The organism is Alkalihalobacillus bogoriensis ATCC BAA-922, from assembly GCF_000621445.1.
Lineage (GTDB): Bacteria > Bacillota > Bacilli > Bacillales > Bacillaceae_F > Bacillus_AO > Bacillus_AO bogoriense.
Genome location: NZ_JHYI01000006.1, coordinates 273,932 through 287,062, shown reverse-complemented (window position 1 = coordinate 287,062; position 13,131 = coordinate 273,932). Strand labels below are relative to the sequence as shown.

The following is a 13,131-nucleotide window of genomic DNA, read 5'->3' as shown; positions in this document are numbered from 1 at the left end:
CGCGTTTTTTTTTGTTAGATAAGGGAGTATAAAAATTTTGGTGTAGCAGTAGTGAAGCTTTGAAAGCTTATTCTCGAAGAGCGAAGGCTGCGCACCTGCGCGTTCACCCCAAGAAGAGCACTTGGGGTTCACTGTCAAAAGCAGGCAGGGCTCCACACTTCAATGAAATGAAAAGAAACTCCCGCGTTTTTCTTATTGTTTAGGAAACTGTAAAGTATTCGACTTATGTATAACATTGCTCTAATAAATTCTTAGAATGAATTAGGGGTTTGGAGTACTATGAGACAAGGAAGAAAAGACCCAAGTGAATCATTCAACACGTGGGGCGGGTTTATCGCCTTAGCGATTTTGTTGTTTATGGTAGGTAAGCGGCCATGAAAACCGTTATCTGTGAACATGGCTAGCTTTTGGAACGTTAGTGGCCACAGGAGCAGTTAATCATAATATATCGCTAGGAATAGAGTGGCTTTTGCGTGAATAAGTGCTCCTGTGGCCGCTAAAAAACGGAAACCCGTATCATGTTCACAAATAACGGCTTCTCTGACCGCAAAAATGAGACAAATGAGGGAGTATAAAAATTTTGGTGTAGCAGTGAAGCTTTGAAAGTTTATTCTAGAAGACGAAAAGACGCTCCCACGTTTTTCTTAAATATAACGGAACGTATGTCCGAATGGGAAGTAACCGAAAAAAATAAAGCTGGTAAATTTTATTTAAAGGTGTATAATTACACTATAAGAATTATATGATACAAAAAGGGTGATTTGGTGTTTACGAAACATGTTCCGATTCCATTGTTATCAAACGAAGAAAAAACGGAGATTGCTTGTCTCATGATGCAACACCCGCATGTGAATGAACAGTATGTGGAGGCAAAATGGCAAGGCTATGATAACGTATGGCTTATGACAAGACAAAACCAACTAACAACCGTTTTATTTGTGCATCAAGTCTCCTATGAAAATGAGGAATATATTTATTTTGGACCGTTATTTTCAAAGAGTTCTGCTTATTTGCAACTTTTGGATGAGCAATTCACATCTTTTTTTCAAGCAGATAAAACCATTCATCTAGCAGCGGAAATTCAAAATCCACAGGTAGTTATTGTGATGAAGACTTTATTTGACCACTATTTATATCCACAATGGCATGGAGAAGAACGTCCTCCACAATCAGTACAAGAAGCATTAGCTGTATTTAAGAGAAACATCAACCATATTGAAAATATCTGTTATGACAACATGACTAGCAAAAGTAAAACAACGCTATATCAAGCTACAAAAAGAAATCAAGAGATTAATCGCTGGTTAGAACAAAGAGGAATAATGCTTAAAGACGGAGATAATATCGTTCTTTATTTAAATATCCCAAGTGAATGTGAAGCAAGACAAAGACTCATTGAACAGTATAGGAAGGGGAAAGAGCAGTTAACCGAATGGCACCAATCAAAACAAAGGTTCTTTCGTGCGATTAAGGAGGGTTTAGCATGAGTGACATTTATTTTGCCCAAATACGGGAAGATAGTGAAGTGGAAAGACGAATAACAAAAAAGTATAAACCGAAGAAAATCATGATGATTGGGTCAGGAGGATGTAGTGCCTTTTCGATATTAGACGAAGATGTCACTTCAGTGATTGCGGTCGATATGAATCCTGCTCAATGTGCATTAATTGAGCTGAAAAAAACAGCGATAGCAACACTTGACCAGTCACAATACATCGCTTTTATTGGAGAAGGAGAGTGTTTGGAACGGCTCAAAACATATGACAGGCTAAAAGAAGATTTATCAGACCAATCAAAATTATATTGGGATAATCACCTTTCATTCATTAACAAGGGGATAAATCATTGCGGGGTGACAGAACGATTTTACCGTTTTATCGGTGGAAATATATGTGAACATATTGTTCATGAAAAGAAATGGCAAGAGTTATTCAAAACGTCAACAATAGCAGAACAGTGGATTTATTATAAACGAGAAATAAAGTCTGATGTTTTCGAAAAGGCAGTGGAGCTCTTACTAAGTCGTACGTCCCATCTCGTTTTTTATCCAGATACGATGTTTTCAGAGCGGAACACAACCGATTATGGGGCCCATTTTTTACAGCTATTTGAAACATATTTACAAACAGACTTAATCAAAAAAAATTACTTTCTTTCCCAATTATTATTCGGCCGTTACATAAACATGAACGAAGGGCTGCCATATTATATGAGCTTACAAGGATATGAGAGGATTAAAGCAAATCTTGACAAACTAACGATTATCCATGGGTCTCTTGATAGAGTGCTAGAGCAAGAGCAAAACATCGATGCGTTTTACTTATCGAATGTATTTGATTGGATGGGAGAAGAAGAGAGAAACATCGTTTGTGAGCGGTTGTTACTAGCAAAACATCATCAGGCGATTGTTCTGTTTCGAAATATGCTGTCATGTCCAACTTTGCCTCGATTTTTTGAAAAGAGATTTTTCATCGAGGAAGAACTATCAAACTTATGTCAAACGATGGAGCGCTCTCTCGCCTATGAACATGTAACGGTAGGGATGATTTCATGATGTACGATACGATGAAAATAACAGAAGAAGAGAATGAGCAATTGCTTTCGTTATCTCGTCAATGTGATACAGGAAGCTCATTATTTTATGTAGATCGTGGCACTGATTTTCACTCATTATCAAGCGAGTTAGGAGAATATCACTATTACGGGGTAAAACGGAAAGGGGAGTTAATTGCGTGTATTGGGGTAACAAAGCAATTTAGAAAAATGCAAGCCGGCATTAAGCCCATATATTATTTACATGATGTAAAAGTCCATCCGAACTACCGACATAGTCGAGCATTTGTCCATCTTATTCATGAAGTGAAAAAGACTTACTCCGATGTAGATTGGATGTTTTCTACTATTCTCTCCACTCATTCGAGTTCACGAACAGTTGTCGATGGGAGAGGTTTTTTCCCAAAAGGAATGGTGATAGGAGAAATGGTGCATGTCGGTGTTCCTTTATTTATTGGGAAACAAAAAAGAGATATTCGTGTAAACGTCATTGATGAGCAAACCGCTTGGTCGTTTTATCACGTTACTGCCCCCCTATTTTCCCGAATGGAGTATAAAGCCTTTACGAGAAAAAACGGTTTGTTTCTTGGAAATTACGATACTAACGGCAAACTTATATCGATTTGTAAACTAGTGGATCAAAGTAGAGAGCGGCAATTGCGCGCAACAAAGCAACTACCGATTTCTTACCGGCTTATCAACCCGATTGTCGAAATGGCTGGTTGTCCGAGGCTCCCAAAAAAGGATGAACCTTTGCAACATTGTTATTTAGCTTATTATGTTTCAAATAAGGAAGAGAATAGAGAAGCATTTATACAATATGTGAAAGAGCATTACAGACATCATTATACTTATTTATTTTATGGGATAAAAAAACAACAGGCCAACCAAATTCGCTCTAGTAAGTTTAATGTTTCCTTACAGTCTCAGATGATTGGCTATGGGGATGTCCCCAATGTTTCAGTTAGTAATGAATTAATTTACATATAAAAAAGGAGAGAAAGAAATGGAGCGAGTAAAAGAAAAAACAACCCAAATTTTTCAAGAGGCTGTCGTAGAAGAGCATCCTTTGTTTACCGTCATTCAAGCAAATGAACTTTCAGAACAACAAGTAAAGGAAGTCGCCCTGCAGCTTTATCATGTTGTTCTTGCTTTTCCGCGGTTTCTAGCAGCATCCATTAGTAACATCCCTCATTTTTCAGACCGAATGTCTCTTGTTGAAAATTTATTTGAAGAACATGGACGGATGAACAAGCATCATGTCCATTCTGAAACCTATAAACAATTTTTAAAGGGGATGGCAGTAACGGATGAAGAGATAAAGAAGTCAAGACCAACCGTCGGTGTAATTGCGTATAATCGTGCCATTTTGGACTTGTGTTTGCATTATGATTGGAAAGAAGGTGTAGCGGCCTTAGGTGTTATAGAAGAAATCGTAGCTCGTGTTTCTCCTCTTGTCGCGATGATGGCAAAAACACGATACCGTAACAACCAAGCAGAACTTGCCCATTTTTTAGAGCATGAAACATTAGACGTTGAACACGCAAATGAAATTTATGAAGTGGTAGCTGGCTTTTATAAAGAAGAAAGCGAGGAAGTGATAAATCAAGGGTTTGAATTAGGAATGTATTATCACATGAAATTATACGATGATGTTCTTTGTTACGTGAGAAAAATCGACGTTGATAACGACGCCAAACATCCACATATCCACAAGTATAAATAAAATCTGTCTAAAAATTTAAAAAATATTAACAAAGCTGTGAAAAATGACTGTGGAAAACCACTGATTTTGTGTATAAGTTTGTGTATAACTATTTAGGTTATTCACAGTGTTGTGAAAATGTTGTCGAAACGTTAATTAAATGTTAAGAATAAGTCGAAAGCCTGTGAACATAGTTGTCCACAGGCTGTGCATAAACCTGTTTATAACTCGTACACATGTTTGCTTTTTTCCCCAGCTGCTCTTCCCGCAGTATATCCTGTGGAAAAAGCGACTGTAATATTATAGCCCCCAGTGTACCCATGAATATCTAACACTTCTCCGCAAAAAAACAACCCGTGCTTCTTTTTAGATTCCATTGTTTTTGGATGAATTTCCTTCACAGAGACACCACCACCTGTTACAAATGCTTTCTCAAGCGATAATGTTCCATTGACAGTAAACCGAAAGTCTTTCACTTTGTTTACAAATCCCCGAACAAGTTCATTTGATATTTCAGAAGCCGGCTTATTGGCATCAATGTTTAACTCTTCGATGAGAAAGAGCAATAGTCGTTCAGGAACAAACCCTTTCATCACATTTTTAAATGTTTTTTTCGGTTCGGCTGTTAATACCTTTCTTACTTCTTGAAAAACGTCTTCACTTGATTGCGAGGGAAAATGATCGATTTTCATGGTGATTTTATTTGTGTTCCATTTTTTTAAAGCTTTGACGACATACTGACTACAACGAAGTACGGCTGGTCCAGAAATACCGAAATGAGTAAAAATCATATCGCCATCGTGTGTAATAATTGTTTTTTCTTTTGGACTAATGACAGAAAGCTCAATATTACGTAAGGAAAGACCTTGTAGTTTTTTTTGTTTTATAAAAGGCTCATTTGATGTAATAGGGACCTCTGTTGGATAAAGTTCTGTAATCGCATGGCCGGCTTTTTCCGCCCATGGGTACGCATCTCCGGTAGAGCCTGTGTGCGGAACACTTTTTCCACCTGTTGCAATAATGACATTTTTAGCTTGAATTTGTTTATTTGATTGTAATGTTACTCCGATGACTTTTTCTGAGTCATATTGGACCTCTTTTACTGCGGTATTTGTTTGAATAGTGACACCTAATTGATGGACACGTCGCAATAGTGTTTCTACGACAGTTGTCGCTTTATCAGAAACAGGAAACATTCGACCACGGTCTTCTTCCTTTAAGCGAATACCTAACCCTTCAAAAAACTTTATGATGTCTTCATTATTAAACACAGAAAACGGACTATGCATAAAACGACCGTTACCAGGAATATGGGCAATTAGTTCATTAATTTCCATCCGATTTGTCACGTTACAGCGTCCGCCCCCAGAAATAGCAAGCTTTCGACCAAGTTTGTCTCCTTTGTCTAGCAATAAGACATTAGCCCCTTGTTCGGCTGCTGCAATGGAAGCCATTAATCCAGACGGTCCACCGCCGATTACAATAACATCAAAATTCATTGTTCCACCTTCTCTTTACTATTCGATACTATCTTCTTTCACTTTATCAATTATTTTAATTTATTACAAAAAACGAGTGGAATGATGTAAAATAGAAAAATACGAAATTTGGTAATTATATTGGTAATCATTATAGAAAATATTTATACTTATCGTGAAGTGAATTCGAATTTGTAATCCATTCGATCCTGATTATTTTATTTTGCCCAGTCGTTGGGCAGTTATTTTTTTGTTTTGAAAATCGTGTGAGATAGAGGAGGAAAGAATCATGGTTGTGATAAAAACATTATCGACAAATCAAAGAGACGAAATGATTGACATTACTTCTAAAGTGCAGGATTATATTTTAGAGAAAAATGTCAAAAATGGAATGATAACGATTTATTGTCCTCATACAACAGCGGGAATCACAATAAATGAAAATGCAGATCCAGATGTTGTAAAGGATATGTTAATGAGATTAGATGAGGTATACCCTTGGGAACATCCGAAATACCGACACTTTGAAGGAAACTCTGCTTCTCATTTAAAAGCGAGTACGGTTGGCTCATCTCAAACCGTTATCATTAAAGATGGACGGCTATTATTAGGAAGATGGCAAGGGATATACTTTTGTGAATTTGATGGACCGAGAACACGAGAATATTATTTAAAACTTCTCATTGATAAGTAAATAGGTTCATTTTTACATAACTAGGAGGAAATGATGTCCGATTCAAAACTTATTCGTGGCACCAAACTTTTAACGGCGGCTACGTTCTTATCTAAGTTTCTAGGGTTATTATATATCATTCCGTTTACCGCAATTGTAGGTCAAACGGGACTTGCTTTATATACATATGGTTATTTACCCTATACTGTGCTTCTTACGATGTCAACAATGGGTGTTCCACTAGCTGTTTCAAAGTTTGTTTCAAAGTATAATGCTTTAGGTGATTATCATACTGGTAGAAAACTGTTTCAGTCTGCATCGATTGTGATGTCAGTGAGTGGTTGTATTGCGTTTTTAGCTTTGTTTTTTATGGCACCGGTTATTGCCAATTTGATTATAAGTGATCCACAAACACTAAAAGGTAATTCGATGGAAGACATGGTGTTTACGATTCGGATGGTCAGTGTTGCTCTTATTATCGTTCCGTATATGTCGATTATTCGGGGATATTTTCAGGGGTTTCAATCGATGGGACCAACTGCTGTATCCCAAGTTGTTGAACAAATCGTTCGTATCGCTTTTATTTTAAGTGTCACTTACTTTATTGTCGGCGTGTATGATGGCAATATTGCCATTGCTGTTGGCTTTGCGACATTTGGCGCATTTGTTGGGGCGTTAGGTGGTTTAAGTGTACTTCTTTATTATTGGTTTAAAAGACGTAAAATGTTAAACGAACAGCTACAAGAAAGCACTGTTAATCATGATATTCCACTAAAAACAATGTACAAGGAGCTTATTTCTTATGCGCTCCCTCTTTCATTTGTAGCGTTAGCGATTCCGTTGTTTCAGTCGATTGATTTATTTACATTTAATAATGCGCTAATTGCATCCGGAGTATCTCAAAACGAAGCAGAGACAGCTTTTGCGATTGTTTCTCAAACAGCTCATAAAGTTATTTTAATTCCAGTCGCCTTAGCGACAGCATTTTCAATTACACTTGTCCCGACAATTACAAAGTCTTTCACTTCAGGTAATCAAAAAGAATTACAACAACAAATTACGCAAACATATCAAATTATATTATTTCTTACATTGCCTGCAGCAGCTGGATTATCTTTATTAGCTTTCCCTGCGTTTGGCGCGCTTTATGGTATTTCCGAAATCCAAATGGGTGGGGAGATTTTACAAGTTTATGCTCCTATTGCCTTATTTTTTGCGTTAGCATCGGTCACCTCAGCTATTTTACAAGGAATGAACCGACAAAAATTTGCTGTGATTGGTTTGGTTGCTGCGCTTTTGGCAAAATTAATTTTAAACTATTGGCTTATTTATTCAATGGGTCCAACGGGGGCTGTCGTGGCTACATATATAGGGTACGGAATATTAATTTCTGTCAATGTGTGGGCGATTGGAAAGTTTGCCAACTATGATTATCGTTTTATATTAAAGCGACTATTACTAATTAGCATCTTTGTAGCAATTATGGGTGCCGTTGTACTCCTTTGCCAAAGAATATTAACAAGGTGGTTCCCATTAGACGTTTGGAGTAATACCGTTATCGTCCTTGCCGCTTGTGTTCTAATAGGTGGTGCTGTTTATATGTTGTTATCCATTCGCTCCCATTTAGCAGGGCAAATATTAGGCAATCGATTCCGCTTTTTGAAGAGAAAGAAATAAAGAATCAAAGGGTAACCTAGGGATCGGTCGAGAATATAGTACTGGTTTTTACTTGAAATTATATCGGACATACGATCCGTTATTTTAACCATGATTCACGTTTTTCGGATCTTATCGGACATAGATATGTTCCGTTAAATCAGGAAAACGGGAGGTTTTTGAAGCTGATTTGGCCAAATAGCGGAACGTATGTCCGATAGCTTTAAAAAAAGGCATGTTTTTTATGAAATAGCGGAATAAATGTCCGAACGGAAAAGGAAAAGAACCAAAGGTCAAACCCCCGACTGGTCCGCACAGCGCAAGCCCCTGCGTCCAAACAAAGGGCAGTTTGGACTAAAAAAGGGGGAAGTTCTGCGCGGAAAAGGAAAAGAACCAAAGGTCAAACCCCGACTGGTCCGCACAGCGCAAGCCCCTGCGTCCAAACAAAGGGCAGTTTGGACTAAAAAAGGGGCAAGCTCTGCGCGGAAAAGGAAAAGAACCAAAGGTCAAACCCCGACCTTTGGTTCTTTTACATAGTTTTAGACAATGGTTGACAGGTAATCCCTCTTTCTCTCTTATTGTTGGAGTGATATAATTGTACAAGCAATGTAAAAAGCGCCAACTCGTTTTTTTCGGGGCGAAATCGGGGGACAGGATGAATTATTCATTTTCAAAGGATAATGACTGGCTTTTAATTATAACGACATTTTTGTTAGCTGTATTTGGCTTAATTATGGTGTTTAGTTCAAGCTATGTTATAGCATTATATGAGCAAGGAGATTATTATTATTTTTTTAAACGGCAATTGATGTGGTTTGGTTTAGCTACGGTGGCATTTGCGTTTTTTATGCATTTTCCTTATTTATCGTACCGTAAACTCTCACCCTATATTGTTGGTTTCTCTATTGTTTTACTAATATTAGTATTGACTTCTGGTATTTCTGTAAATGGTGCCCAACGGTGGTTGCAAGTTGGACCACTACGAATGCAACCTTCAGAGTTTGTTAAAATTGGTATTATTATTTATTTAGCGCAAGTATATTCTTCGAAGCAAGCATATATTAATCAGTTTGTGAAAGGTTTATTGCCTCCACTTATCGTCGTTTGTGTGATTTTAGGGTTAATTATGGGGCAGCCAGATTTAGGAACAGCAACATCAATTTTATTTGTTACTGGCTTAATTGTCTTTTTTTCTGGTGCGAAGTTTACTCATTTAATAGGACTTGCGACAATTGGAGCGTCTTTATTTACGGTGCTTGCGGTTTTTGAACCGTATCGATTAAAACGGTTAGTTGGATTCCGCGATCCGTTTGCAGACCCGGTCGACTCTGGATATCACTTGATTCAATCGTATGTTGCGATTACACATGGTGGATTATCGGGAGTAGGGTTAGGCCAAAGTGTACAAAAACTCGGATATTTACCTGAGGCCCACACAGATTTTATTCTTGCTATCATATCGGAAGAATTAGGGTTGATTGGAGTAGTCTTTATCTTTATTTGTTATTTTATTATTCTTGTAAAAGGTGTTTTAATTGGGGCACAATGTAAAAGTCCGTTTGGAAGTTTATTAGCATACGGAATTGTGTTTCAAATTGCAGTTCAAATTGTTTTTAATGTTGGCGCTGTGGCGGGGCTGTTACCAATTACGGGGATCCCATTACCTTTTATTAGTAACGGTGGATCGTCTCTCTTAGTGTCATTAGTTTCAATTGCTATTTTAGCTAACATTTCTAGACATAATCGAAAAGTTAAAAGAATGAAGGAAGATGTCGAGCTTTCAGCATAAAGATGAAGTAACGATGTTTGATATAGATGGAGGACAGGACATAATGGAAGAACGTAAATCGTATTGGCAACAAATTGATTATACATTATTGTTTTTACTGTTCTTATTAATGTGTATTAGTTTAATTGCTGTGTATAGTGGTTCGGGTCAGTATTATGCAAATGACCCGACTTATTTTGTGGAGCGCCAAGTCATTTGGTTTATTGCCGGGTTAATTATTATGGTAGCGGTTATGACCATTGATTATGAATTGTTACGAAGTTTTTCAATCCCATTGTATGTATTAGGAATTATCTTATTGCTATGGGTTCATTTTGGAGGGGTTGTAAAAAACGGATCAAGACGTTGGATTGACCTCGGTTTTTTCGAATTTCAGCCGTCAGAGTTTGTGAAAATTTTTGTTATAATCGCGTTATCGCATTTACTTTATCGCATTACAAAAGAAGGTCGAGCAAAAAGTTTATCTTCTGATGTTGTGTTAGTAGGAAAAATAATGGCAGTAGGCTTGCCCCCTTTTTTCTTAATTCTTATTCAGCCAGACTTAGGAACGGCTCTCGTTATCGGAAGTATTATGGCGACAATGGTACTTATGTCTGGTGTAACTTGGAGAATGTTAGGGTTATTAGGATCGTTAGTAGTGGCAGGGTTAGGATTTTTAGTTTGGTTACACAATAATTACTTTTCTATTTTCTCAAAAGTGATTGAATCTCACCAAATGGAACGGATATATGGATGGCTAGACCCTAGAAGCCATGAAGCAAGCTATGGTTACCAGTTAACAGAAGCTTTACGAGGAATTGGCTCAGGACAGTTATATGGTTCAGGATTTATGGAAGGGTTACAATCTCAAAGTGGAAGAGTACCCGAAATTCATACTGACTTCATTTTTACAGTCATTGGAGAAGAGTTTGGGTTTATCGGAGCCACTGTGTTGCTCGTCATATATTTCTTTATGTTTTATCGGATGATCATTATCGCCTTTAGTTGTAACAATTTATTTGGGACGTATTTAGTTTCAGGTGTTGTTGGATTATTAGTATTTCAAATCTTTCAAAATATCGCCATGACGATTGGTTTAATGCCGATTACTGGTTTGGCTCTTCCGTTTATTAGTTATGGGGGAAGTGCGATTATGACAAATATGCTGGCGATTGGAATTGTATTAAATGTGAATATGAGAACGCGCTATTACATGTTTGAGACCGAGGAAGATTAGGGAAAAAGGCACTTAGAGAAAAAATAGAAATCGACGACGCTTCATTTTATGAAGGTTGTCCCAAAGGGGAATCATCACCTACTGGGGCGGCCTTTTTTTAACCTAATATTATGGAGGAGATACGGATGGTTATACTAATTGGCTACGGAAAATTAGCGACATGTCTGTTACAATTTAAACAGCCCGATGTTCATGTTGGATTGTATTCTAGAAATAAGGAGAAGCTGAAAAAAGCAGTTAGCCATTCTAAAGTGCTCTTTGAAGTTTCGGCAAAAGAGTTTCCAAAGGCGACACATGTATGGCTGACACTACCTGCTGAGGAGTATGCTCCTTTTTTTGAAACGTATGGTCATCTCTTTTCAGAGGATTGCGTATTTTATTATTTTGCTACGGCGATGATGAAAGAAGATGTACAGAAACTTATTACGTATGGCAGAATCGTTCCTTGTAAGTTTGTCGGTCATGCCGACCAAAGTATCAAAGACAATAAAGCGATGCTAGCGCTTGAAGAAGATGATAAAGAGGAGTTCAAACAAGTCAAACAATGGTTTTTAAGAGATATGAAACTCATTAAAGCGGCGGAAGAAGAAGTATACTATATAAATAAAAAAGTGACGGAATTGGCGATTCGCTTTGCTGTTACCGTAAAAAAAGAATTACAAAACGAAAAAGAAAACGATGAGATACTTCAACATTCACTTGAAATTACGAGCCGTGGTGTCATTCAAAGTTATATAAACAATACATTAGGTCATTTTGGTAATAAAATTGCAAGTGAAGTGGAAAAAGAGGTGCGTGATGAGAATTGATAAACTATTAGCCAATATGGGGTATGGTACTCGTAAGGAAGTAAAAAAAATATTAAAAACAGGAACAGTTCTTGTTGATGGAAAACCAGCAAAAGATCCAAAAACACAAGTAGACCCAGAAAAAAATGAAGTTGTTGTTCATGGTGAAATAGTGGAGTATAAAGAGTTTATTTATTTAATGTTAAATAAACCAAAAGGGGTTATTTCTGCAACGGAAGATACTGAACATGAAACTGTCGTTGATCTTCTTGCTTACGAGCATGCCATGTTTGACCCGTTTCCAGTCGGGCGTTTAGATAAAGATACAGAGGGATTTGTACTTTTAACAAATGACGGAAAATTAGCGCATGAATTAATGGCTCCTAAAAAACATGTACCAAAGACATACATAGCTACGGTGAGAGGAAGAGTGTCTGAAGAAGATATTTCTCAATTCAAGCAAGGAGTCGAGTTAGATGATGGTTACGTTACGAAACCAGCTGAATTAATAATAGATAAACAAGGTGAGATCTCAACGATTTCGTTAACGATTTCAGAAGGGAAGTTTCATCAAGTAAAAAGAATGTTTATTGCAGTAGGTAAAAGGGTAACAGAACTAAAGAGGATATCGATTGGACCGTTACAACTTGACGAAGAGTTAGCGTTAGGAGAGTATCGGGAATTAACCGAAGATGAAGTGGAACTGTTAAGAAGCCATTCGTCTTAAAAAAAGGAAAAGCCACAGTGACCGATACTGTGGCTAATCCTTCTTTATCATGTAGTTTTATGAGACTTTTGTTTTCTTCTTTGTCACTGTCCATTTCCCACGGCTCGGACTAAAGACTAAATCATTATACTCTAAGACGTTTAAGTCCCGCTGGATTGTTCTTTGAGTAATCCCAAACTCTTCAACTAATTCATTCGTTGAGACGGTCCCCCTTTGTTTTATATAGAGGTAAATCGATTTAATTCGTGTCATCATACGATCAGTTGAAGTTTTCAAAAAACCACTCCTTATTTAATAGATGATAGTCCTTTACATCCATTGTATTAAAAGGGGGTAACGATCATTCGTGCCAATCCTAATTTAGGTTGCTTGGTCGAATGTACAGTGAATTATTTCTTGCTCACTGCATAAGCTGCTTTTGTTGCCAGGACAAATGTGAGAAAATGGATTTAATTAGATATGGGTAGGCAAATTGGGCAACCATGTGTATGGCTTAAATTATTGTGTTTCCCACCTTTACGGATATTGTACAATAATTATGTGCAA

The 13,131-nt window shown here is 37.3% G+C and carries 12 protein-coding genes; 10 read left to right on the top strand and 2 right to left on the bottom strand.

Annotated features, from left to right (window positions below; genetic code table 11):
• Positions 1-764: 764 nt before the first annotated feature.
• Genes T323_RS0101430 through T323_RS0101415 form a run of 4 tightly spaced genes read left to right on the top strand, consistent with a single transcriptional unit; the run spans position 765 to position 4,279 of the window.
• Complete coding sequence (locus tag T323_RS0101430) at positions 765-1,487, top strand: hypothetical protein (RefSeq protein WP_026671700.1); 723 nt, start codon at positions 765-767, stop codon at positions 1,485-1,487.
• Complete coding sequence (locus T323_RS0101425; protein ID WP_026671699.1) at positions 1,484-2,554, top strand: DUF3419 family protein; 1,071 nt, start codon at positions 1,484-1,486, stop codon at positions 2,552-2,554. The genes T323_RS0101430 and T323_RS0101425 overlap by 4 nt, the downstream gene beginning before the upstream one ends.
• Positions 2,554-3,543, top strand: coding sequence for a hypothetical protein (locus tag T323_RS0101420; RefSeq protein ID WP_026671698.1), 990 nt, complete (start codon positions 2,554-2,556; stop codon positions 3,541-3,543). The genes T323_RS0101425 and T323_RS0101420 overlap by 1 nt, the downstream gene beginning before the upstream one ends.
• Before the next feature lie 16 nt (positions 3,544-3,559).
• A complete protein-coding gene (locus T323_RS0101415) occupies positions 3,560-4,279 on the top strand; it encodes an iron-containing redox enzyme family protein (protein WP_026671697.1) in 720 nt (239 codons plus the stop codon).
• 200 nt (positions 4,280-4,479) lie between these two features.
• Here the strand turns inward: T323_RS0101415 and T323_RS0101410 are convergent, their stop codons facing one another.
• Complete coding sequence (locus T323_RS0101410) at positions 4,480-5,757, bottom strand: BaiN/RdsA family NAD(P)/FAD-dependent oxidoreductase (RefSeq protein WP_026671696.1); 1,278 nt, start codon at positions 5,755-5,757, stop codon at positions 4,480-4,482.
• A 268-nt stretch (positions 5,758-6,025) separates the two neighbouring features.
• On the opposite strand from T323_RS0101410, the gene T323_RS0101405 reads away from it, so the two are divergent.
• The 6 genes from T323_RS0101405 (at position 6,026) to T323_RS0101375 (ending at position 12,585) form a co-directional block, all read left to right on the top strand.
• Positions 6,026-6,430 carry a secondary thiamine-phosphate synthase enzyme YjbQ gene (locus tag T323_RS0101405; RefSeq protein ID WP_026671695.1) on the top strand — a complete coding sequence of 135 codons (405 nt, stop codon included), beginning with the start codon at positions 6,026-6,028 and terminating at the stop codon, positions 6,428-6,430.
• A gap of 33 nt (positions 6,431-6,463) precedes the next feature.
• A complete protein-coding gene (locus T323_RS0101400) occupies positions 6,464-8,086 on the top strand; it encodes a putative polysaccharide biosynthesis protein (protein WP_026671694.1) in 1,623 nt (540 codons plus the stop codon).
• Positions 8,087-8,720: 634 nt separating this feature from the next.
• Complete coding sequence (gene ftsW / locus T323_RS0101390; RefSeq protein WP_026671692.1) at positions 8,721-9,854, top strand: putative lipid II flippase FtsW; 1,134 nt, start codon at positions 8,721-8,723, stop codon at positions 9,852-9,854.
• Between the two features lie 43 nt (positions 9,855-9,897).
• Positions 9,898-11,070 carry a rod shape-determining protein RodA gene (gene rodA / locus T323_RS0101385; protein ID WP_026671691.1) on the top strand — a complete coding sequence of 391 codons (1,173 nt, stop codon included), beginning with the start codon at positions 9,898-9,900 and terminating at the stop codon, positions 11,068-11,070.
• A 125-nt stretch (positions 11,071-11,195) separates the two neighbouring features.
• Positions 11,196-11,879 carry a hypothetical protein gene (locus T323_RS0101380; RefSeq protein WP_026671690.1) on the top strand — a complete coding sequence of 228 codons (684 nt, stop codon included), beginning with the start codon at positions 11,196-11,198 and terminating at the stop codon, positions 11,877-11,879.
• A complete protein-coding gene (locus tag T323_RS0101375) occupies positions 11,869-12,585 on the top strand; it encodes a pseudouridine synthase (RefSeq protein ID WP_026671689.1) in 717 nt (238 codons plus the stop codon). Before T323_RS0101380 ends, T323_RS0101375 begins: the two co-directional genes overlap by 11 nt.
• Positions 12,586-12,642: 57 nt before the next feature.
• On the opposite strand, the gene T323_RS0101370 is transcribed toward T323_RS0101375, so the two are convergent.
• On the bottom strand, positions 12,643-12,861 hold the full coding sequence (locus tag T323_RS0101370) for a DeoR family transcriptional regulator (RefSeq protein WP_026671688.1): 219 nt from the start codon (positions 12,859-12,861) through the stop codon (positions 12,643-12,645).
• Positions 12,862-13,131 lie beyond the last annotated feature (270 nt).